We start from the raw sequence: 23,154 nt of genomic DNA, 5'->3' as shown, positions 1-23,154 counted from the left end.
GCGGCCGAGTGCGATCCTGGGCAAAACTCCTCAGACTCGGAGAATCAGGGGTTCCTCATGGTGGAGAGCGCGCCGCCGCAGGCTCGGGGGATCGCCGAGGGATATGCCTTCACGGGTCCCGCGCTCGATCTGGGGGCGCTGCTGTGGGAGGGCGAGCCGCTGCCCGCCGCGCCGGTGCGGATCCCGCTCGCGATGCTCAACCGGCACGGTCTGGTCGCCGGGGCGACGGGCACCGGCAAGACCAAGACGCTCCAGCTGATCGCCGAGCAGTTGTCCGCGCAGGGGGTGCCGGTCTTCCTCGCCGATATCAAGGGGGATCTCTCGGGGATCTCGGCCCCGGGGGAGCCGGGCCCGAAGGTCGCCGAGCGCGCGGCCCAGGTGGGGCAGGAGTGGTCGCCGGAGGGTTTTCCGAGCGTCTTCTACGCCCTCGGCGGCCTCGGCACCGGGATCCCCCTGCGGGCGACGGTGACCGATTTCGGTCCTCTGCTCCTCTCCCGGGTGCTGCGGCTCAACGCCACCCAGGAGCAGTCGCTGGGGCTGATCTTCCACTATGCCGACAGCAAGGGCCTGGAGCTGATCGATCTGAAGGACCTCCGGGCGGTGGTGGCCTTCCTGGTCTCGGACGAGGGGCGGCCGGAGCTGAAGGGGGTCGGCGGGCTGTCGTCGGCCACGGCGGGGGTGATCCTGCGCTCGCTGACCGCTTTCGAGCAGCAGGGGGCGGCGGCGTTCTTCGGGGAGCCCGCCTTCGACACGGCCGAGCTGCTGTCGACCGCCCCCGACGGGCGGGGGACGGTGTCGGTTCTGGAGCTTCCGGCGGTACGGGAGCGGCCCCAGCTCTTCTCGACCTTTCTGATGTGGCTGCTGGCCGATCTCTTCCAGGATCTGCCGGAGGTGGGGGATCTGGAGCGGCCGAAGCTGGTGTTCTTCCTGGACGAGGCCCATCTGCTCTTCACCGGTGCGAGCAAGCCGTTTGTCGAGGCCATCACCCAGACGGTGCGGCTGATTCGCTCGAAAGGGGTGGGGATCTTCCTGGTGACCCAGACGCCCGGGGACGTTCCCGCCGAGGTGCTGGGCCAGTTGGGGAACCGGGTGCAGCACGCGCTGCGGGCCTTCACCCCCCAGGACGCCAAGGCGCTGACGGCGACGGTACGGACCTTTCCCCGGTCGGCGTACGACCTGGAGGAGGTGCTGACCGGGCTGGGTACGGGGGAGGCGGTGGTCACGGTGCTCAGTGAGACGGGTGCGCCGACCCCGGTGGCGGCGACCCGGCTGCGGGCGCCCCGGTCGCTGATGGGCCCGATCGCCCCGGAGGCGCTGGCGGCGGCGGTGGAGTCGGCGCCGCGCTATCCGGTGTACGCGCGGGCCGTGGACCGGGAGTCGGCGTACGAGCGGCTGACGGCCGCCGCCGAGGCCCGCTCCGAGCCCCGATCCGATGCCACCGCCCCGGCACCTGTACCCCCGCCGGAACGGGACCGCACGCTGGTGGAACAGGTGGTCGACAGCGGGGTCTTCCGCTCACTGGCCCGCTCGGTGGGCACCCAGCTCGGCCGGGAGATCACCCGTTCCCTCTTCGGCACCGCCCGCCGCCGCCGCTGACGGACCCGCCCGTGCGGAGGACCCCGTATCAGAGGACCCCGTACACAGGAAGGGCCCCGCTCCCGAGGGGGAGCGGGGCCCTTCCGGGACCGGGTCCGGGACCGGGTAGGTCAGCGGGTGGCCTCGGTGTGGCCCGACTTCGCGGTGCCCTGGACGGTCGGCGCGGCCTCCGTCACCGGGGCCCGCAGCGAGCTGATGTCATGGGCGTAGGTGCCTGTTGCGTTCGCGATGACACCGATGTTCACCTTGAACGCCTTCAGGCTGATGTTGTTGATGTCATCGCCCTTCTGGTGGTAGTTCGGGTCGTACGGCTGCCCCGCCGTACCGCCGAACTTCGCCGCCTGGGCCGGGGTCTTGACGCCCTCCGCGCCCGTGAAGGTGCCGCCGGAGGGGATGCCGACCTCGATGAACGGCCCGTAGTCGGAGCGCCCGGTGAAGTCGGTGCCCTCGTGCGGGGTGCCCCTGCGCTCCAGGTAGGAGTTGATGTCCCGCTCCAGCTGCGCCGAGCCCTCCGGGCCGGGGCCCGCGCCCACGCCGTCGGAGTTGTCCCCGTCGTAGACGAAGAGGCCGTAGTTCGGCGAGGCGATCATGTCGAAGTTCAGATAGAGCTTGATCTCCTGCTTGCCGAGGGAGCTGAGCCCGGCGACATACGCCTTGGAGCCGAGCAGTCCGCTCTCCTCGGCGCCCCACCAGGCCAGCCGGACCTTGTTGGTCGGGCGCTTCTCGGCCTTGGCCAGCTCCTGGGCGACCTCCAGCAGGCCCGCGGAGCCGCTGGCGTTGTCATTGATGCCCGGGCCCTCTTGGGCGCTGTCGAGGTGCGCGCCGAGCATCACGGTGTTGGCCGCGTTGCCGTGGCGGCTCTCGGCGATGACGTTGTTGGTGACCCGGTTCTGCTGGAGCTGGCGGACCTCGAAGGTGACCTTCACCGGTCCGGCGGCCGCGGCGGCGACCAGGGCCTCGCCCTCGGACTGGGTGATCCCGCCGGTCGGGATGCGCGGGGTGGTGTCCGCGCCGAGGGTGCCGCCCATCGCGCCGGGGACGTTGTTCCAGACGATCGCGCCGACGGCACCCGCCTGGGCGGCCGTCTCCTGCTTCTGGAGGAAGGTGCAGCCGCCGCGCTTGATCAGGGCGATCTTGCCGGTGAAGGTGCCGGAGGCGTAGTCCTCGGGCTCACAGCCGGTGGTCGCGTCCACCGGGACCGCCGCGAGATCGGCGGTGATGCCGCCGACCGGGGTGGAGACCGTGTACTCCAGCGCGTTCAGCTCGATGGCGCGCGGGTCGGGGGAGACCACCGACAGCTTCTCGGCCTGGGTCTCGATGTAGCGGAAGGTGAAGGGCTCGTACCGGACGTTGTATCCGTACTTCTTCAGCTGCTTGTAGACATAAGCGGCCGACGCGTCGTAGCCGATGGTGCCCGCGGCACGGTTCCCGTGGGCACTGTCGGCTATCTGCTGGAACCTCTTGAGGTGCTGGTGCGCGTCGCTCACGGACGCGCTCGCGACGAGCTTCCTCGCCAGCTTCCTGGCCTGCTCGCCCGGGTCCTGGCTCTTGGCGGCGGAGGCGGGGGCGGAGGCGAGCAGCAGCGGGGTCACGAGTGCGGCGGCGGCCATGGCGGCCACGGCTCTGCGACGGGATGCCTTCACAGAGTTCCTTCCCGGTGTGGACAAGATGAAGGGAAGTTAGCGACAGGAGCGCCCTTATGGGAACGCTTGTGCGTCAACTCATGGCTTTGTTCATGCCTTTGGCATTCAAGGACCCGGAAGGTCCGCTTCAATGAGCTGATTTCAGTCACTCTTCACGCTCTTTTTCGCCTTTGCAGCCCTTTTCATCTCTTGTTTGTGTGCGCGTACCTTGGCCAGCGATTCGGGTCCGGTGATGTCCGCCGCCGAGCGGTGGGCGCCCGCCTCGCCGTACGGGCCCGCCGCCTCCCGCCAGCCGGTGGGGCGTACCCCGTACTGCTTGCCGAGCAGGGCGAGGAAGATCCGGGCCTTCTGCTCGCCGAAGCCGGGCAGTGCCTTCAGCCGGGCCAGCAGCTCCGCGCCGTCGGGGGCGTCGCGCCAGACGGCGGCGGCGTCCCCGCCGTACTCGTCCACGAGGTACCGGCAGAGCGTCTGGATGCGCTGGGCCATGCTGCCGGGGTAGCGGTGGACGGCGGGCTTCTGCTTCAGCAGCTCGGCGAAGGACTCCGGGTCGTACGCGGCGATCTCGGCCGCGTCGAGATCGTCCCGGCCCATCCGCCGGGCCACGGTGTACGGGCCGGAGAACGCCCATTCCATCGGTACCTGCTGGTCGAGCAGCATGCCCACCAGGGCGGCGAGCGGGCTCCGGCCGAGCAGCTCGTCCGCCTCGGGCTGCTGGGCGAGGTGGATCTCGGGGCTCATGGTCCGATGGTCGCCCGGGACCGGCGCCGCCGCACGGCGAGCCGGAGTCCGCCGGGCCTTCGGGAGCCGCCGCCGGAGCCCTCCCCGGGACCGGGTCGTGCGTGCCGGAGCCCCCGTCGCCGTGCGGGGCGGCGGGGGCTCCGGTGAAGGGGGTCAGCTGGTGGTGCTGGACCCCCTGCTCAGGATGCGGGCGTGTTCCAGGACGTCCTCGGCGGGGTCGTCGATCTGCCCGATGTGGATCAGGGTGAACCCGCCGTTGTGCGAGTTGTGGTGCGTCTCGTCCGCCGACGCGGACGTGGCCGGCAGCACGGCGCCGAGTACCACGGCACCCAGTGCGCTAAGGGCTATTTTTACCTTCATGTCTCTTTCATCCATTCGTTGATGAGTGACTCCGGCAGCCGGTCTCAACCCCGGGCCGCGCCGGAGGTCACGGCCGTCCCGCCCGATGGGGGACAGGCGGCCGTTCGGGTGGTCGGGCGTTCGACCGAGTGGGAGCGCGCTGGAGTGCGCGGAAGGGTCCTCGCGGTGCGGACCCGGAGGGAGGGTGAGGGCACCCGGGGGAGGGGGTCAGGGCACCCGGTTGACGATGACGACCGTGGTCTCACAGCTGTTGTCGGCGAAGAGCTTCAGCGCCTCCAGCTCCGCCTTGTCCGGGGTCAGCCCCCAGCGCAGCTTGGTCCCCACCCAGTGGCCGACATACGGGCAGACCGCCTGTTCGGCCGGCGGCACCCAGTCGGCGATGTCCTGGTCGCCCTTCTCCCGGGCGACCCGCTTGGTCACCGCCGTCAGCGCGTACGGCGAGCCCTGGTCATTGGCGAACGCCTCCCGGCGCTCGGCCGTCCACTGGGCGGCGCCCGAGCCCCAGGCCTCGGCCAGTGGCACCACATGGTCGACGGTCATGCTGCCGACCCGGGTGGTGGACTGCTGGTCATAGGGCGAGGTCCAGCGCCCGCCGCTGATCGCACAGCCGGCCGAGACGCGCGGCTCGTCCACCGCCTCCGCGATCAGCACCTCCCGCTCGGTGGTGCAGCCGTCGGTGGCGTCCCGGCCGGCGTTCCAGTGCGGGAAGGCGGTGGGGGTGTATCCCGAGCGGTCCTCCTCGGCCTCCACCAGCAGGGAGATCGCGTCCTCCAGCTGGAGGATCTCCCCCCTCGGCTGGACGGGGGCCACCGGGGCGACCGGGGCCGCCCCGGCGGCGGGAAGGGACAGTGCCAGGGGGACGAGGGCGAGGGAGAGGGCGGCCATGGCGCGCCCCGCATGACTGGTCATGACCGCTTGATAGCGCCCCGTGCCGTCACTCCTGTACCTCTTTGGCGTCTGCTTCACTCCACCGAGTGGAGATTTCCGTTGTGCGCGGTTGTCATGTTGACGGATCTTCCGTTTTCCGGAACGGCCCGGTCCGCTCGATGGATCCAGGGTGGATCCGGTCGCGGACCGGGCCGGGGGTCCATCAGGGCAGTCCGGTGTGGAGCGCGTTCATCAAGGTGCCGTTCGGGGTGTCTCCAGACATTTCCCAGACCATCGCCCCAAGCAGCCCTTTCGACCGTATCCAGGCGGTTTTCCGGGCGATCGACCAGGTGTCGTCGAAGCTCCACCACTGACCGTTCTCCCCCGTGTAGCCAAAGGTGGAGCCGGACTGCTCGTCATGGTGGACGGTCATATTCGGAACGCTGGTGATCAGATTGTGGTAGCCGCGTATGCCGGCCTCAGTCGGGAACTGTCCCAGCGCCGCGCCGTTCGCCGTCTGCCATTCGCCGTTGGCCGTACCGCCGCTCGCCACGTTCTTCCAGCCACGGCCGTAGAAGGGGAAGCCGACCGTCAGCTTGCGGGCGGGGACCCCGGCGTCCAGGTAGGTCTGGACCGCCCGTTCGACACTGAAGTCGAAGGGGTACGGGTCCTGCGCGTCCCGGTGGAGATTGGCCTGGTGGCCGGTGCGCCGGGGCTCCCAGGAGTCATCGCTGCCGGAGCCGTGGAAGTCGTACCCCTGCACATTGGCGAAGTCCAGATAGTCGAAGATCCGTGAGATGTCCCAGCCCGCCTGGATCTTGGCCGGATCGGCCGGGGTGAAGGCGGTCAGCAGTCTGCGCTCGCCCGGCAGTGCGTCGAGCTGGCGCCGGAACTCCGCGAGCAGCGCGGTGAGATTGTCCTTGTCGGCGGCCTTCCAGTGGTTGCCCGGATGGCCCTCGGCGCCCGGCCACTCCCAGTCGAGGTCGATCCCGTCGAAGACCCCGGCGCCGCTGCCGGGCCCGCCCGCGCCGTTGTACACGGGCAGATTGCCCTTGATCCAGACATCGACACAGGAGCGGACGAACTTCTCCCGCGAGGCGGGGGTGGCCGCCGCGTCCGAGAAGAACTTCGAGAAGGTCCAGCCGCCGAGCGAGACCACCGCCCTGAGGTGCGGATGCTTGGCCTTGAGCTTCTTGATCTGGTTGAGGTTGCCCCGGAGCTTCCCCCAGCCGTCGTCGGCCACCCCGTCCACGGACTGGGCGGCGGAGATCGGACGGGCGTAGTCGGCGTCGGCGTCACCCGCGCCGGTGCCCTCGTCCGGGTCCTGGGGGTTGCCGGAGACCCCCTTGGTGACCCCCGCCTGGCAGGTCAGCTCGGTGGGATGGATGTTCTGGAAGGCGTAGTTGATCACGTCGAGGCGGGCGGCGGCGCCGGAGGTGTCGAGGTTCTTGACGAAGTACTGGCGCCCGTAGAGCCCCCACTGGATGAAGTAGCCGACCTTGAGGTGCTTGCCGGGCCCGGCCACGTCCTCGGTGACGACGACCACCGGGGTGGAGAGCGCGGAGGCGTTGTCGGCGGTGTCCCGGGCCCGTACGGCGAAGCTGTACGAGGTCACCGGGGAGAGCCGGTCCACGGTGACCGAGGTGCCGGTCACCGATGCCACCAGGACACCGGAGCGGAAGACGTCGTACCCCGCGACGGCCACATTGTCGGTCGACGCGTTCCAGGCGAGGGAGACCGAGGACGCCGTCTTCCCGGTGGTGCGCAGCGCTCCCGGGACGCTCGGTGGCACGGGGTCGGTCGAGGGATCCACGGTCGCCACGGTCACGGCGGTGCTGGGGGGTCCGGTGTTGCCCCGGATGTCCTTGGCGCGCACGGTGAAGGTGTGGTTGGTGGCCGGGGTGAGCCCGGTGACCACGGCGCCGGTGGTGGTGGAGGTGGCCACGGCCGTACCGCCGCTGAGCACTTCGTACGAGGCCACCGGGTGGTCACCGGCGGTGGCCGCGCCCCACTCCAGCGCCACCGTACGGGTGGTGACGGCGGTCGCGCGCGGGGTGCCGGGGGCGCCCGGCGGGACATCCGGGGTGCCGTCGCACTTGTCGCCGTTGACGGTGCAGCGGGGCGGCTGACCGACCGGTCCGCTCGCGATGAACCAGTAGCTCCAGGGCGCGGTGGTGCCGCCCGCCGGGACGGTCGCGTTGTAGTGGGCGTTGCGGACCGTCACCCGGGAGCCGGAGACGGTGGCCTCACCGTGGTAGTGGCCGCTGAGGGTGACCCCGGGCGGCAGATCGAAGGCGAGCGTCCAGCCGGTGACGGGCGCGGTGCCACTGTTGCGGATGGTCCAGGTGCCGCGCCACCAGGAGCCGTTGTTCTCGGTGGCGAAGGTGGCGGTGAGGGTGCCGGCCGCCCGCGCGGGCGAGGCGAGCGAGGTGAGCGCGGCGAGGGGGAGCAGCGCCAGCGCGAGCAGGGTGGCGAGCGTCCGTCGCGGCCGTCGGCGGCGGGCGCGGGGAGGGGGATGTCGTCGGGTGAACATGGCGCTCCCTGGGGGTGGGGGTACGGGGCCGTGCTCGTCCGTGCGGTGGGGTGTCGGCGGTAGGGGTGCGGGTGGTAGGGGTGCTCCGGTACGCGGTGCGCGGTGCGCGGTGTACGGGGTGCAGGTGTACGGGGGTGCCGGTGCACGCCCTCGGGGTGGCCCGGGGTGGGCCGGGGTGGCCCGGGGATGGCTCCGGCGGCTCCGGCGTCCGGGCGTGGGCGTGCGGGAATCCTCACGGTACGGGCGGGGTGTCCCGGCCGTTCCCGGTGCCGGGGGTGGATTTTCCGTCAGTGTCGGTATTCCGCCATGGCCCGTGGCGGCGTGCATTGGTCTGTACCGCAGCGGGGGTGCCGCTCTACCGTCGATGCCCGGACCGGCCCGGGAGGCGACCGGACCGGCCCCGGGGAGGTGCGATGGGCGACAGCCGGTCACGCGACAGCCGGACAGGGGAGCCGGGCGGTGGCGGCGGCGGATCCCGGCTCACCGCGCTCGGGGTCTCCCCCGACGACGAGTTCCTCTACCGGACCCTGATCGCCCACCCCCGTGCCACCGCCGCCGAACTCGCCGTGGCCACCGGCTGGGAGAGCGCCCGGGTCCGCCGCCGCACCGGCGCCCTGGAGCGGCGCGGGCTGCTGAACCGGGTGCCGGGCCGGCCCGTCCGGTACGCGCCCGCGCCCCCGGAGACCGCGATCGAGGTGCTCGCCCTCCAGCGGCGGGCGGAGATCGAACGGGCCCGGGGCGCCGCCGTGGCGCTGGGGCAGGAGTTCCGGGCGGTACGGGAGCGGCACGGCCCGTCGCTCCAGCGGCTGAGCGGGCGGGAGGCGGTGGAGCGCTGGCTCGCCCGGCTTCAGCGCACCGTCCCGGAGGAGCTGCTGGTCCTGGACCGGGCGCCCTGCCCGGTCCAGCGGGCGCTGGTGGCCACCGGGGTGCGCTGCCGGGCGATCTACGGCCATGGCTCGCTGGAGACCCCCGAACAGCTGGGCCGCTGCCGGGAGCTGGCCCGGCTGGGCGCGGAGAGCCGGGTGATCGCCGAGGCGCCCCTCACCCTGGTCGTCGCCGACCGCCGGACCGCGCTGGTGCCGACCGGCGGCGAGGGCGACGGGGAGGTGATCGTCCTCCAGGTGCCCGCGCTGCTGGAGGGGCTGGTGAGTCTGTACGAGTCGCTGTGGCAGCGCTCGGTCCCGCTCTGGCCCCGGGGCGGGTACGGGGCCCCGGCGGGGGCGGCGGGGCTCACCGGGGACGAGGAACATCTCCTGGCGCTCTCCGCCTCGGGGCTGACGGACCGGGCCATCGCCCGGCGGCTCGGGGTCGCCCAGCGGACGGTCGAGCGCCGGATGCGCCGGATCATGGACACCCTCGGCGCGCGCACCCGCCTCCAGGCCGGCCTCCAGGCCGCCCACCGGGGCGTCCTCACCCCCGCCACCCACGGCCCCCGCTGACCGGGGCCGGAGGCCCGGACCTCAGGGCGTGGGCGAGCGCAGTACCGCCAGGCCGTCGAGGACCGCTTCGAGGCCGAGGTCGAAGTCGGAGCCCCGGATCTGCTGCGCGGCGGAGTCCTTGCGGGTCTCGTACTGCCGCCGCAGCCGGGGGTACGGCTGCACCGCCGCCTCGGCGGCGGGCAGCAGTCGCGCCAGCCACTCCTCCTCGCTCTGCCCGCTGCGGGCGAGCTTGGTCAGCCAGGCCGCCTCGCTCGTGGTCGTCCCGAAGACATAGGCGAAGAGCGTGCTCATCGCGGTGCTTGCGTCGTCCGGGTGAAAGCCGCCGTCCTCGAAGAGGGCGAGGATCCGCTCGGACATCTGCATCATGTTCGGCCCCAGCGAGGCGCCGCTGACCTCACCGAGCACCGCCGCGATCCACGGATGGCGCAGGATCGCCGCGCGCAGGCTGTGGGCGCTGGTGCGGGCGGCGGCCCGCCAGCCCTCGGGGCCGTCCACCACCGGGATCTCGATCTCGCGGTAGACCTCGTCCACCACCAGCTCGATCAGCTCGTCCTTGTTGGTCACATGCGAGTACATCGAGGTCGCGCCCGCGTTCAGCCGGGTGCCGAGTCTGCGCATGCTCAGCGCGTCCAGCCCCTCGGAGTCCAGGAGCGCGATGGCCTCCGCGACGATCTGGTCCCGGCTCAGGGCGGGCTGCTCCCGCCGCTGCCGCTGCGGACGGGCCCATACGGACGGGAACGCCTGTCCCTTGGCTGCCATGTGACGGCCTCCTTCCCTCTCTGTGCCGGCTCGGTGTGCCGGGGCGGAACCAGCGTAACCCAGCGAACGCACGATGTACGGCCTTGCGTACACCGTGCGGCGACCGTACAGTGTTCGTAGAGCCGCACACCGTACGGAACGGAGTGCGCAACGCTCGTCCCCGTGCTCCGAAAGGTCTGGTCATGGAACGTCACCCGCGGCGCTGGCTGATCCTGGTGGTGCTCTGCCTCAGCACTCTGGTCCTGGTGATCGACAACATGGTGCTCACCGTGGCGATCCCCTCCATCGCGGAGGATCTGGACGCCAGTTCGCAGGACATCCAGTGGATCATCGACTCGTACATCCTGGTCTTCGCGGGTCTTCTGCTGACCGCCGGCAGCCTCTCCGACAAGTACGGCCGCCGGAAACTGATGATCATCGGTCTGGTGCTCTTCGGACTCGCCTCGGTCCTCGCGACCTACGCCACCAGCCCTGAGCAGCTGATCCTCGGCCGGACCCTGATGGGTGTCGGTGGTGCGCTGGTCATGCCGAGCACCCTGTCGATCCTGATCACCGTCTTCGACGAGGACGAGCGTCCCAAGGCCATCGCCGCCTGGAGCGCGGTCGCCATGGTCGGTCTGGTCGGCGGCCCGGTCCTCGGCGGCGCCCTCATCGCCCACTTCTCCTGGGGCGTGGTCTTCCTCATCAATGTGCCGATCGCGATCCTCGCCATCATCTCGGCGCTGGTGCTGATGCCGGAGTCCAAGGGCCCCTGGCGCAAGGCGGACCCGGTCGGCATGGTCCTCTCGATGGCCGGTATGACCGCCCTCGTCTGGACCATCATCGAGCTGCCCCAGGGCGGTCTCTCCCACACCGGCACCCAGATCTCCCTCGGTGTCACCCTGGTCAGCCTGATCGGCTTCGGCGTCTGGGAGACCCGCTGCGAGTCGCCGATGGTCCCGCTCTCGCTCTTCCGCAACAAGGTCTTCACGGGCGCCAGCTTCTCGCTGGTCCTGCTGACCTTCGCCAACGGCGGTCTGATGCTGGTCCTGACCCAGTACCTCCAGTTCGTGATGGGCTACACCCCCACCGAGACCGGGCTCGCCTTCACGCCCATGGCGGTCGCGGTGATCGTCTTCAACACCATCGGCGCCTCCCTGCTCTCCAGGACCGGCAACCGGATCATGGCCGTCATCGGCCTCCTGGTCATCGCCGCCGGGTTCGCGGTGCTGGCGACCCTCTCCGAGGGTGACGGCTGGGGTGTGCTGGCCACCGCGATGGTCCTGCTCGGAGCGGGCGGCGGGCTGGCGATGCCGGCGGCCATCGCCGCCCTGATGGGTGCGGTGCCGACCGAGCACGCCGGTGTCGGCTCCGCCCTCAACGACACCATCCAGCAGGCGGGCGCCGCCCTGGGTGTGGCGATCCTGGGCGCGGTGCTCTCCAGCACCTACAGCGACGAGATGGGCTCGGCCCCCGAGGCCGCGCGGCACTCCATCTCCGACGCCCTGGCGCTGGGCGACGGCCGGATCGCCGAGGCGGCCCGGGAGGCGTTCACCGCCGCGATGTCCGCCAGCTTCTGGGCGGGAGCGGCCGGTGTGGTCGCCGCCGCGGCCCTAGCCTCCTTCCTGATGGGCAGCCGCAAGCAGGAGCGCGCCGCCGCCGAGGCCCAGGCGGCCGAGGCGGCCGGGACCGCGGAGACCGTCCCGGCCGGCTGACCCGGAGGAGCAGAGCGCGAGCGTCCCCCCGGCCGCCCCGGGGAGCGCGGCCGGAGAAGGGCCCGTACGGCACACCGCCGTACGGGCCCCGCCGTGTGTTCCGGCCCCGGTGCCCGGCCGATTCACGGACGTGTTCCGGGCGCTTTCCGGTGGGTACGTCCGACCGCGTCCCCGGCGTGGCCGACAGGCCGATGATGGACCGGTCACGGTACGGCGAAGGGGAGAACCCATGGACCGGAGCGGCGCGTTCGGGGATCACGAGGACCCTGCGGAGGGCCCTGCGGAGAGGGAGGCCCGGGCCCGGGAGGCGATGGCGCGGGCGCTGGAATGGCTGGGGAAGGCCAGGGCCCCCGGCGCGGACCGCCCCGGCGCCGATCCGGATGTACGGGACCGGCTGATCGGCGAGCTGACCACGCTGGAAGGGGAGCTGACCACCGCCGGTGTCCCCGGCGACGACCCCGACCTCGCCGTGCTCCGCGCCCGGCTCGGCGGACTGTACGCCCAGCGCTATCTCACCGCCCCCACCCGCGACGACCGGACGGCGGGGCTGCGGGCCCTGCGCGCCGCCCGCGCCACCGGACTCACCGACGAGCACAACGAGGAACGCCGCTCCGCCCTCCAACTCCTGCTGCTGCTCATGCCCCCGGGCCTGGTCGACACCGGCGACCACCGGCTGCCCCGGCTCCAGGAGGCGTTCGAGCTGGTCCGGCTGCTGGCCGTCGGGGACCCCGAACTCACCGCCGACATGCGGGAACTGCGCACCCTGATGGACCGCTTCCGCGGCGAGACCACCCCCGAGACCGCCCGGTACTTCCACCACATGGACCGCGCGCTCACCGTCGCGGAGGGCTCGATGCTCCACTTCGACCTCGGCGAACTGCGCGACCTGGCCACCGAGATGACCTCGGGCGACGCCGACAACCCGCAGACGGGCCTGCTGAACGCCGCCCTCTCGCTGCTGGGCAGCACACCCCGGCCCGGCGCCGGGAGCGACGAGCCCCCCGTACCCCCCGTACTCCCCGAACCGCCCACCGCCGAGGAGGCCGCCGCCTTCTACCCGCTCGCCGCCGCCGGCCTGGAGATGCTCGCCCCCGGCACCCTCCGCCCCGACGAGATGGAGGGCCTGCTCACCCGCCTCGGCGACGCCCCCTCCGACGGCTCCGACACCCTGATGGCGATCCTCGGCCGGATGTCCCAGGGCCTGCGCACCGGCGACCCCGCCGCCCTCGCCGAGGGCGTCGACCTGCTCAACGGCGCCACCCCGGACACCACCGACGGCGGTCTGCTGAGCGAGGTCTCCCGGCTGGTCTCCCCCGGACTGCTCACCGCCGCCACCACCAGCGGCGGCAGCCTCGCCGACCGCGACCGGCTGCGCGGACTCCTCGACACCCTCCTCGGCCCCGACCCCGCCGCCGCCCGGCCCTCCGCGCCCAGCCGGAGCGTCGCCGATCTGCTGCTCATCAGCCGGGTCCTCCACTGCGAACTGCGCATGGCCGAGGCGGCCGAGGCCGGGGACGTCGACGGGCTCGAAACCATCCTGGACGAACTCCTCGACCTCCAGGAGGAGACCGGGGACAGCAGCGAGTTCTCCTTCATCACCCTCTATATGCTCGGGCTGCTCCATATGTACCTCGCCCGGTTCGACGGCGGGGTCTCCGCCATCCGCACCGCCTGCTCCTATCTCGACGAGGCCGTCGAGATGCCGGTCACGCTGCCGATGCTGCACCCCCTGCTCGACAGCGCCCGGCTGGCATCGCTGGCGCTCGCCTCCCTGGCCGACCCCGACCCCGTACGGCTCACCGCGGCCATCGCCCGGACCCGCCGCAGCCTCGACTCCCCCGAGATGGCCGCCTCCCAGCACCCCCGTACCCGCCATCTCATCGCCCTCTGCCTCCAGATCCTGCGGGCGGGCGACGGGGACCCCGCCCTGCTGGACGAGGAGATCGCGGAGCTGGAACAGGCCCGCGAGGAGCTGGCCGACGGCGGCGTCGCCGAGGTCGCCCAGCAGGTGCTGTGGGCCCTGGCGGAGGCGTACCGGCGGCGCGGCGACACCGCGCGCGGGGACGGCCCGGCCGCCGTCGCCGCGGCCCGGGACTCCCTGCGGATCCTCGCCGAGGACGTCCTGCTGCAACTCGGCCCCGAACACGGTCTGAAGGTCGCCCGCTCCGCCGCCAGCCGGGGACTGCTCGCCGCCTCCTGGGCCGCCGAGGCCCACCGCCGGGAACCCGCCGTCGCCCTGGAATCCGCCGTCGCCGCCCTGGAGGCCGGCCGGGCCCTGGTGCTGCGCTCGGCGGCGGCCTCCGCCGGGGTCGCCGAACAGCTCCACGCCCGGGGCGAGTCCGAACTCGCCGAACGCTGGCACGAGGCCCGCCCCCTGCTGCGCCCCTCCGCCCCGCCCGAACCCCCCGCCGAAGCGGAACGCGGCGCCCTGGAGACCGCCGAACGCATGCTCAGCTCCGGCTGGAGCGGCGGTCTGACCATCCCCAGCACCCTGCGCCGCCGCGCCCTCGCCGTGCTGCGCCGCCCCCACGACGGGGCCGAACCGGGGACCGAACCCCTGCGGGAGCTGCTGGACGGCCCCGGCGTGACGGAACTCCGCGACGGGCTGCGCGCCTGCCACGCCGACGCGCTGGTGTATCTGGTGCCCGGCCAGGGCGGAGCGGACGGCACGGCGGTGGTGGTACGCCCCGACGCCGACCCCGCCGTGTGCCGGCTGCCCGGTCTGGGTGCCCTGGGCCGGGCGCCGCTGGACCACTATCTCGACGCGGGCGCCCGCCGCTCCGCCGTACAGGAGAAGGGGACGAGGGAGGCCCAGGAAGCCGCGTACGGCCACTGGGAGTCGGCCCTCGACGCGGTCTCCCGCTGGGCGGGCGGGAGCGTCCTCGGCCCGGTCCTCGACACCCTGCCCCCGGTCCCCGACGGGGCACCGGCCCGCCGGATCACCCTCGTACCCTGCGGCAATCTCGGCGCCGTGCCCTGGCACGCCGCCCATCTGCCCGACGGCGGGGGATATCTCTGCCGGTCCACCGTCCTCACCTACGCGGCCAGCGGCGACGAGTTCCTGCGGTCCGTGCGCCGGGCCCGCGCGCCCCTGGCCGAGCGGCCGGTCCTGGTCGCCGACCCCAGCGACGAACTCCAGTGGGCGCAGGACGAGATCAGCGCCCTCCGTAACGGCCGCTATCCCGGGGCCCGGGTCCTCGGCTCCCACGACGATCTCGACACGGTGGCCGCCGGGACCCCCGACGACATCCTCGGCTGCCTCGACGGGACCGCCGCCGAGCCGCCCGCCACCCTGCTCCATCTCGCCGTCCACGGGGTGGCCGCGCCCAGCCCCACCGACTCCCTGCTCCACTGCGACCCCGGCGACGGCCCCGGCGACGATCCCGGCTGTGAATCCGGGGGCGGCTCAGGGGGTACGGGGCAGCTCACCGTCAGCCGGATCCTGGACCCGGCGGGCCACCCCCGGCACTCCCGCCCGGCGGCCGGTGCCCTGGTGGTGCTCAGCGCCTGTGAGACGGATCTGAGCAGCCGCGACCACGACGAGGCACTGACCCCGACGACGGCGCTGCTGGCCCGGGGCGCGGCGGATGTGGTCGGCTCCCGGTGGAAGGTTCCGGACAGCGCGGCCTCCGCGGCGCTGATGGTGGTCCTGCACCACCGGCTCGCCGTGGAGGGGCTCGCCCCGCCCGACGCGCTGCGCGCGGCCCAGCTGTGGATGCTCGACCTCGACCGGGAGCCGGTGCCCGGTCTGGACGGGGAACTCCTCGCCGCCGTCGAGCGCGACCCCGCCGGGCCCACCGCCCTCTCCTCCTGGGCCGCCTTCATCCACCAGGGCAATCCCGCTCCGGCCCCCCGGGACCGCGCACCCGCACGGTGAAGTGGACGATCCGCCGGCCGAAGCGGAGTTCGTCGCCGTCCCGCAGCCGGGCCCGCCGCCCGGGGCCGACCGGCTCACCGTTGACATAGGTGCGGTTGGTGCTGGGCGGCGACGGCTCCTCGACCCAGACCGAGCCGTCCGGATCCACCGTGATCTGCGCCTGCCGCCGGGAGATCCGGGGCAGCGCGCCGAAGGCGGCGGCGGTGGCCGGGGCCCACACGGGGTCCCGGCCCAGCCGGAGCGGGGCGCCGGGGCCATGGGTCAGCTCCAGGGCGAGGTCCGGGCAGCTCAGTACGGTGTGGGTACGGGGGGCGTCGCAGGTGGGGCAGTGCGTCTCGGCCGGGGCGACCGGCTCCCGGCAGTTCCAGCACTCGGCCGCTTCGCCGAACGGGCCGGGTGCCGGTGCCGGTGGCTCCTGCTGCTGCTCCTGCTGCTCCTGCTGCTCCGGTGGCTCCTCCGGAGGGGGGCCGTGCGCCTGGCCGGGCTCCGGCACCCGCTCGAAACGGGGCCCGCCCATCAGCGCCCGCCCGTCCGGCGGGCCCCGCCCACCCGCAGCTCCAGCGCCGGGGTGCCGTTCTCCCCCACCCGTACCCCGGTGACCGTGACCGCCGTCCCGGCCAGCACCTCCTGGTCGAACAACTCCCTGGCCAGCGGGTTGATCAGCAGGGTCTCCAACAGCATGCCGATGCCCCGGCCCCCGTTGTCCGAGTCGGCCGTGCAGCGCTCGGAGAGCGTCCGGCGGGCCTCCTCCGTCAGCCCCAGCACCACACCCTGCTCCTCGCGCAGCACCCGCTGGATATTGCCGATCTGCGAGTCGAAGATCTCCGCCGCCACCCCGGGCGCGATGTAGTCGAAGACGACGACGTTCCCGCCCAGCCGGTTCAGCAGCTCGGGCCGGCCGATCTCCTCCACGAAGTGGTGTTTGACATTGCTGAGGATGATCTTCTCCAGCTCGTCGTACGGCATCCCGGGCCGTGCCACCGGCCCGTCGTGCCCGGCCGCCTCGCCCCGCCCGCGTACCCCCAGATTGGAGGTGAAGATCAGCACGCACTCACTGAAGTAGGTGGTGACCCCCTGTCCGTCGGTGAGCCGGCCGTCCTCCAGGACCTGGAGGAACTTGTCCAGTACGGCCTGGTCCGCCTTGTCGATCTCGTCGAACAGCACCACACGGAAGGGGTCGTTGCGGACCGCCGTGGTCAGCTCGCCCCCCGCCTCGTACCCCACATAGCCGGGCGGCGCCCCCACCAGCCGGTCCACCGAGTGGGCCGACGAGAACTCGCTCATGTCGAAGCGCAGACAGGCGTCCTCGGTGCCGAAGAGGACATGGGCCACCGACTTGGCCAGCTCGGTCTTGCCGGTGCCGGTCGGCCCGGCGAAGAAGAGCACCCCGCGCGGACGGCTGCCGGAGTGCGAGGCCTGGGCGCCGGAGAGCCCGAGGGCCGCCCGCTTGAGGATGTCCAGGGTCTTGGCGACCGCCTTCTCCTGGCCCTTCACCCGGCCGCGCACATAGGACTCGCCCCGGCGGATCTGCTCCCGGACATGGGAGCGCTGCCAGGGGTTGTCCTCGACCCCGAGCTGATAGACACGGACGGCGTCCCGCATCGCGGAGAAGGGCAGCTTCCGGTCGACCGCCATCCGGGCGCTCTCCCGCATCGCCCGCAGGGTCAGCCCGGCGGTGCTGCGGGCGAAGGTGTCGACCGCCTGGGGATCGACCGCCTGGGGATCGGCCGGTGCCGCCCCCGCCGGCCGGGGTGCCTCCTTTTCCAGGCGTACGGGTTCCATGCGTACGGGGGTGCCCGCGCCCTGCTTCCCACCGCCGGCGGAGTCGGGGTCGGAGTCAGGGGCGGGGTTCGTGGGGTGTTCCTCGGCGAGCAGCCGGGCCATCCGCTGCCGGGCGCCGAGGTCGGGCAGCGGGACACCGATCGTGCGGACCCGCTCGCTCCCGGCCACCAGCCAGGTGGGCAGATCGCGTTCCCCCTCGGCGAGCCAGATCACCGGGTTGAAGAGGGCCCGCCCGCCGTCGGGGGCGGGGATCGGGGCGGCCTCCTCGGCGAGTTTGAGACAGCCGAGGAAGAAGTCGCGTTCCGCGTCGCTGAGGCGGGAGACATCGGTGGGGATCCGGCCCGCGTAGTCGACCAGCAGGGCCACCCGGTACGGGTCCTGGCGCAGCGGAGCGGGTGCCCGGCCGCCGCCCGGCGGGGCGACCGGCCGATGGCGGGCGCGCTGGTGCTGCCAGCCGGTGACGAGCGACCGCAGGACACGTTCCACCTCGGGCCCGGGGCCGGGGCCCGGACCGGCGGTGTCGCCCCGGCCCGGGAGCCCCGCCGGGCCGCCGGAGCCGCCGGAGCCGCCGGGTCCGTCCGCCGCGTTCCGGCGGGGGAGCAGCTCCCGGATCTCGTCCGCCGCCGGTCCGATGGCGACGGTGAACCCGTCCAGGACGTTGTAGCGGAGCAGCGCCTCGTACCCCTCGGGCCACAGGGCGTTCCACAGCACCTCGGTGAGGGTGTGGGCGTGGTCGCGGGGGAGGCCGCCGTGGCCCTCGTCGGGGTCGTCCTCGTAGCGGACGAGATGGATGTCGCGGATATTGCCGTGGACGACGTACTGGGAGTGCACGGCGAGGGTGCCGGTCAGCTCCTCGGCGAAGGCGGGGAGCCACCGTTCACGGGCGGGGCGGGGGGCGGTGGTCATCGGCGGGGCTCCCGGTCGTGGTGGCGGACGCGCGGTCCGTCGTCGCGGCGCCGGTCCTGCGGCGGGGTGCCGGGCCGGTCGGTGGAGTGGTCCTCCGTCCCGTGCCCGTGCCGGGCGGGGGCGGTACGCTCCGCCGCGCCGGGTACGGGGTCGAAGGCCAGCCCGAGGACGACATCCGCCTGGTCGAGCAGCTCCTTCAGGGTGTGCAGATGGCGGGGTGCCTCGGCGCAGCGGCGCTGGTCGAGGGTGCGGTCGTGGTCGGTCTCCGTCCCCTTGGGGCGGGGGCGGTGCATGGTGACCACCCGGGCGCGTTCGCCGTTCTCCAGCACCAGGCGCAGCCAGTGGTCCTCGCCCCAGCCGGGCGGGGTCCACTCGATGATCTCGGGGCGGGTGGCGGTGGTGTCCGGCCCGCCGGGGCGCTGCCGGATCCGGGCCCCTTCGGGGGAGCGCCGCAGCGCCGCGCGGACCACCTCGGCGGTGTAGATCCGCTGGAGTACGGCGGCCCGCTCGGCGACCCGGGCACCGACCCGCGCCCGTGCCCCGTCGTCCAGCGCCTCGCCCTCGTACACGACCCGCTCCAGCAGCGCGATCTCCTCCGTGACGTCGGGCAGCCCCCCGAACCCCGTACCGCTGGACCCGGCACCACTGGACCCGGCCGCACCGGCCCCGGACCCGGCCGCACCCGTACGCGCCGGGCCTGTGGTGGTCCGGGTGCCGCCCGCCGGGCGGGACGCTGCCCCGGCCGTACCTTCCGGCATCGCCCCCGCAGGGCCCCCACGGAGGAAGCCGAGTTGGAGGGCGGCCCACTCCCGGGTCGTCCGGCGGCGTTCGGCGGCGCGGCCTGCGCGGCCGGCGAAGCGGGTGGCCTCGCGCAGCAGGCGGCCGGCGGTGGCGGGGCGCCCGGCCACCGCCTCCTCGGCGGCGGTGGCGATCTTCTCCTCGATCAGCCGCAGGTCGGCTGCGTCTGCGTACAGGGGCAGCCCGGCGAGCAGTTCCTCGCCATGGGCCAGCACCTTCTCCTCGGTGAGCCCGTCGGGGTCCGGCGCGCGCGGGGTCCGGACGGGGGTCCAGCCCGGGGCGCCCGGGTGCGCGGCCCGTGCGTACTCCTCCAGCGCCACGGTCCGCCGCCGTCGCAGCCGCCGGTGCCACTCCGCCGCCACGGTGTCGGTGGGTTCGGCGGCCGACCGGTCCGCCGTCACCGCGCGGGCGAACGCGGCCTCGGCCCGGCACAGCTCACCCCCGGTGGTGGTGAGCCGCTCCCAGATCTGGTCCAGGCTCAGCCCCACGGGGTCCACCGGCGGGGGGACGGGCGGTCCGACCGGTCCCTCCGGGGCGGCCTGGGCGACCCGGCCGTACAGGGTCTCGATCCGGGCGTTGAGCAGGGCGGTGGCGAACGCGGCCTGCCGCCAGCACTCGGCGGCGCGGCAGGCGTCCAGCCGGCTTCTGCGCAGCAGCCGCTGGGCCTCGGCGGCGCGGATGGCGGCCCCGGCGAGCGCCTGGGTCCCGGCCATCGCGGCCCGCCCCGCGAGGAGCGCCCCGCTGAGCGAGCCGAGCCCGATGAGGGCGGGCACCAGCAGTTCCTGGGCCTGGTCGAGGGCGGCGTCCAGGACCCGGCCGCCGGTGTCGGTCAGGGAGACCTCCGGCAGGGCGAACTCCGGGAGCCCCGCGCCGATGTCCGTACCGATGCCGGTACCGAGGTCCGTACCCAGGTCCGTACCCAGGTCCGTGCCGAGGTCCGTGCCGAAGTCCACGCCCGGATCCATGTGCAGGTCCGTGCCGAGCCCGCCGCCGGTGGAGCCGGCCGCCTCCCCCGGTGCCACCGTCGACAGGTCCGAGCCCAGACCGGTCGGGAAGGTCAGATCCGGCATGACCGACTCCAGACTGGTCGGCAGCTGCCATGAGCTCATGCCCGTTCTCCGTTCTGTACGCCCTGTTCCGCCCGTTCCCGCCCTCCAGCGGGTCCGGCGGGTCCACCTGGTCCGCGAGGCCCGGCGGGTCCGGTGGGTCCGGCGGGGGGTCCGCCGTTGCCCCCCGCCCCGGACCGGACCTCCTCGCGCAGGCGCTGCCACCCGTACAGCCGCCACACGCTCCACCCCGCCAGCCCGGCCACCGTCAGCGCGGGCCAGAGCCAGGGCAGGTACATCACCGTCAGCCACATCAGCGCCAGCGGCAGGAGCAGCAGCAACCCCCGTACCGGGAAGCGCGACCCCGGCTGCCGTACGAAGCGGGCGAACGGCAGCGCACGGTCGATCAGCAGCCCGGCCACCGAACGGTCCGGGTGGTAGGCGGGGGCGCCGATGCGGTACGCCGTCCACAGCTCGATCGCCACCGTCGCGACCGCGCCCGGGACCGCCAGCATCCACGCGCGGACCACGGCCGGCTGGGAGGGCCGGCCCAGCAGATCGCCCAGTCCGATGAGGAGGAGCCACGGAATGACGAGCATCAGCGCCCCCGCGAGAGCCCAGCCGAGGGTCGGCAGGGTGTCCTGACGGCGTACCCAGCGGGCCGCCGCGTCCTCGTCCGCCAGCAATCCCCGGAGCGCCGCCTCCTGTTCGATCTCGTTCTGGGCCTGCCAGGACGCCCGCTCGGCCTCTCCGGCGAGCAGATCCGCGAGCTGGAGCCGGACCAGTTCCGGCACCGGGATCCGGCCGTCCGCCCCCTCGGCCCCGTCCCGGTCCCGGATCAGCCTGCTGTACCAGGCCACCGGCCGGGGCAGCGCCGCCTCGGTCCGGGCGGCCCGCTCGGCCAGCCGGTGGTACCGGCTGGTGGGGGAGGCGACCAGCGCCAGCAGCGCGGCGCGGCGGACGGGGGTGAGGGCGGTGTACCGGTGGATCTCCCGCTCCCTCGCCCGGAGCGAGGGGGCCTGGGCGATGGCCTCGTCCACCTGGTTCTCCCAGTGGGAGAGCGCGGCGATCCAGTCACGGTCGATCCCCCGCAGCCCGTCGCCCCCGGGCCGGTGGTCCAGCAGCGGCAGCAGGGTGTGTTCGCGCAGATCGTTCACCACGTCCAGGGCGAACTCGTCGCCGCGCACGGCAAGGTCGGCGAGTTCGGTGAGCCCCGCCCGGTCGATGGGGACACCCCGGTAGGAGGCGTCCAGCGCCGGACCGAGCCAGGAGATCAGCCGTACCAGGGTCGCGGGGCGGGGGGCCCGCTCCGCCAACAGCCCGATCAGTGCGTTCAGTTCGGTCCGGTCATGGCCGGGCGCCTCGCCGAACTGCCGGAGCCAGTTCGTGAATCCCTCCCGGTCGTCCCGCTTGCCGAGGGTCCGTACGGCGGCGCGCCAGTTCTCGCTGAACGCCCGTGCCAGCTGCTGCGGCCGGGTGTGCGGCTCGCCCAGGAAGAGGAAGGGTTCGACGCCGGGCCGTAGCGAGGGGTCGGAGACGGGCGGGGCGGCGCCCGGGTCCCAGGGGGCGGTCTGCGGGGAGTCGCCCGCCAGCCAGCGCGCCACCTCACCGGAGCCCCAGCGGTGGTCGGGGTCCCGGGTGAGCAGCCCCTGGCAGAGCAGGGCCAGCCGGGTGTCGGTGACCCGCCGCAGATCGATGCCCCGGGAGGCGATCTCCTCCTGGACCATCTCGGGTGTGGTGTACGGGATGGGGTGGCGGCCCCCGGCCATCTCCGCCGCGATCATCCCCAGGGACCACCAGTCGCCCGGCGGATGGATCATCTGGTGCCGCAGGACCGACTGCGGGGACATGTACGGCATGGTGCCGACCCAGCGGGTGCCCCGGGCGGACCGCTCCTCGGGGGCGTACGCGGAGACCCCGAAGTCCACGAGGGTGAGTTCCGGGTCGGCCGGGTCCAGACGGCCCAGGACGACATTGGCGGGGCTGACGTCCCGGTGCACCAGGCCCAGTTCGTGGAGGGTGGTCAGGGCCCGGTGGAGCTGGCGGACGACACCGGTGACGAAGGGGGCGGGGACGGGGCCCGGGTTGTCCTTCAGATAGGTGGCGAGGTCGGTCTCCCCGTACGACGGTACGAGGTCGTAGGGGTGGCCGTCGGCGCCGGTGGGGTCCGTCTCGGTGAACCGGGCGAGGTGGGGGTGGGGGGCGCTCAGCAGCTCCCACACCCGGGGCTCGGGGGCGTGCTCGTGGTCGTACCACTTGAGGACATGGGTCAGGCCGGTGGCGTCGGTGACCCGGAGGACGGCGGCCTGGTGCCGGTGGGCGGGCCTGCGGACCACGGCCAGCAGCCGGAAGCGGTGGCTCAGGGAGCGGGGCAGCCGTCCGGTGTCCCCGCGCGGCGGCACGGGGCGCCGGGTCCGGGAGGCACGGGCCGGGTGCCCGGTGTCCGCGCGGTCGGTGTCCGTGCGGTCGGTGTGCCCGGTGTCGGTGCGGTGGGAGTCGGTGCCGCCGACCCCCGTGTGTCCGGCCGCTTCGGGTTCGACGTCGGTACGGTCCGGGTCGGGTTCGACATCGGTACGGCCGGGGTCGGGTTCGACGTCGGTACGGTCCGCGCCCGGTCCGGCATCGGTACGGTCCGCGTCGGGCTCGACCTCCGTGAGGTGCGCGTCGGGCTCGACCTCGACCTCGACCTCGGTCGGCGGTGCGTGGCCGGAGGGCCCCTGCCCGGCGGCCGGCTCGTGGTCGTCGGGCTCGTACTCGGTGGGCGGTGGTGGCTGGGTCACAACGGTCACCCCGTACGCGTGAGGGCGGAGGAAGGGAAGGACGAAGGAAAGGCGGAAGGGCCGAAGGGGCGGGCGGCCGGGGAGCGGTGGCGGGCGCGGGGTGCCGCTACGGCTCCGGTCCGGCGGTTCCGCGGAGCACCACGGACACCACGGCCATGGGTGCGAAACGCCAATTTCCCCACGCCGCTTGAGTGTTCGATTCCCATCGCGCGGACGGGAATGCGGGGCAGCGCGGAACGCCGTCCGGGCGGAACCCGGTGGTGCAACCCGGGTGCCACAGTTGAATAGCGATGATAGCGAAGTGGCCGACCGCACGGGCCCGTTCGCCAGATTTCC

Annotated in this window: 14 protein-coding genes; 4 read left to right on the top strand and 10 right to left on the bottom strand. The window is 73.5% G+C overall.

The features are described 5' to 3' along the window. Nucleotides 1-57 precede the first annotated feature (57 nt). The gene (locus ABT354_RS33260; RefSeq protein ID WP_351500773.1) at nt 58-1,596 is read left to right on the top strand and encodes a helicase HerA-like domain-containing protein; all 1,539 of its coding nucleotides are present in this window, start codon (nt 58-60) and stop codon (nt 1,594-1,596) included. A gap of 110 nt (nt 1,597-1,706) precedes the next feature. Here ABT354_RS33260 and ABT354_RS33255 read toward each other — a convergent pair whose 3' ends face one another. From ABT354_RS33255 to ABT354_RS33235, 5 genes are all read right to left on the bottom strand, one after another. Then, entirely contained in the window at nt 1,707-3,206 is a 1,500-nt protein-coding gene (locus ABT354_RS33255) for a M28 family metallopeptidase (RefSeq protein ID WP_351500823.1), read from the bottom strand. A 174-nt stretch (nt 3,207-3,380) separates the two neighbouring features. Next, nucleotides 3,381-3,977 (bottom strand): HhH-GPD-type base excision DNA repair protein, encoded by a 597-nt coding sequence (locus ABT354_RS33250; protein ID WP_351500771.1) that lies wholly within the window; start codon nt 3,975-3,977, stop codon nt 3,381-3,383. Nucleotides 3,978-4,130: 153 nt separating this feature from the next. After that, nucleotides 4,131-4,286: a hypothetical protein gene (locus tag ABT354_RS33245; RefSeq protein WP_502983546.1), complete on the bottom strand. Its 156-nt coding sequence runs from the start codon at nt 4,284-4,286 to the stop codon at nt 4,131-4,133. Between the two features lie 258 nt (nt 4,287-4,544). Further along, a complete protein-coding gene (locus tag ABT354_RS33240; protein ID WP_351500769.1) occupies nt 4,545-5,246 on the bottom strand; it encodes an HNH endonuclease family protein in 702 nt (233 codons plus the stop codon). 181 nt (nt 5,247-5,427) lie between these two features. Then, on the bottom strand, nt 5,428-7,737 hold the full coding sequence (locus ABT354_RS33235) for a glycosyl hydrolase family 18 protein (RefSeq protein WP_351500767.1): 2,310 nt from the start codon (nt 7,735-7,737) through the stop codon (nt 5,428-5,430). 413 nt (nt 7,738-8,150) lie between these two features. On the opposite strand from ABT354_RS33235, the gene ABT354_RS33230 reads away from it, so the two are divergent. After that, complete coding sequence (locus ABT354_RS33230; protein ID WP_351500765.1) at nt 8,151-9,176, top strand: helix-turn-helix domain-containing protein; 1,026 nt, start codon at nt 8,151-8,153, stop codon at nt 9,174-9,176. Between the two features lie 21 nt (nt 9,177-9,197). Here ABT354_RS33230 and ABT354_RS33225 read toward each other — a convergent pair whose 3' ends face one another. Further along, entirely contained in the window at nt 9,198-9,935 is a 738-nt protein-coding gene (locus tag ABT354_RS33225) for a TetR/AcrR family transcriptional regulator C-terminal domain-containing protein (RefSeq protein WP_351500763.1), read from the bottom strand. Nucleotides 9,936-10,117: 182 nt separating this feature from the next. Between ABT354_RS33225 and ABT354_RS33220 the strand changes: the two genes are divergently transcribed. Further along, a complete protein-coding gene (locus ABT354_RS33220; protein ID WP_351500761.1) occupies nt 10,118-11,629 on the top strand; it encodes an MFS transporter in 1,512 nt (503 codons plus the stop codon). 229 nt (nt 11,630-11,858) lie between these two features. Further along, on the top strand, nt 11,859-15,506 hold the full coding sequence (locus tag ABT354_RS33215) for a CHAT domain-containing protein (RefSeq protein ID WP_351500759.1): 3,648 nt from the start codon (nt 11,859-11,861) through the stop codon (nt 15,504-15,506). On the opposite strand, the gene ABT354_RS33210 is transcribed toward ABT354_RS33215, so the two are convergent. From ABT354_RS33210 to ABT354_RS33195, 4 genes are read right to left on the bottom strand one after another with little or no spacing between them, the layout of a single operon-like run. Next, complete coding sequence (locus tag ABT354_RS33210; protein WP_351500757.1) at nt 15,451-16,023, bottom strand: FHA domain-containing protein; 573 nt, start codon at nt 16,021-16,023, stop codon at nt 15,451-15,453. The genes ABT354_RS33215 and ABT354_RS33210 overlap by 56 nt on opposite strands. Next, nucleotides 16,023-18,194: an AAA family ATPase gene (locus ABT354_RS33205; RefSeq protein WP_351500755.1), complete on the bottom strand. Its 2,172-nt coding sequence runs from the start codon at nt 18,192-18,194 to the stop codon at nt 16,023-16,025. Before ABT354_RS33205 ends, ABT354_RS33210 begins: the two co-directional genes overlap by 1 nt. Beyond that, complete coding sequence (locus tag ABT354_RS33200) at nt 18,191-20,101, bottom strand: hypothetical protein (protein WP_351500753.1); 1,911 nt, start codon at nt 20,099-20,101, stop codon at nt 18,191-18,193. The genes ABT354_RS33205 and ABT354_RS33200 overlap by 4 nt, the downstream gene beginning before the upstream one ends. Next, complete coding sequence (locus ABT354_RS33195) at nt 20,098-22,827, bottom strand: protein kinase domain-containing protein (protein ID WP_351500751.1); 2,730 nt, start codon at nt 22,825-22,827, stop codon at nt 20,098-20,100. Before ABT354_RS33195 ends, ABT354_RS33200 begins: the two co-directional genes overlap by 4 nt. Nucleotides 22,828-23,154 lie beyond the last annotated feature (327 nt).

Origin of the sequence: Streptomyces sp. NPDC000594 (assembly GCF_040299965.1) — a bacterium.
Classification (GTDB): Bacteria; Actinomycetota; Actinomycetes; order Streptomycetales; family Streptomycetaceae; genus Streptomyces.
Note: the sequence above shows the minus strand (reverse complement) of the source record. Positions and strands in the feature narration are given on the sequence as shown.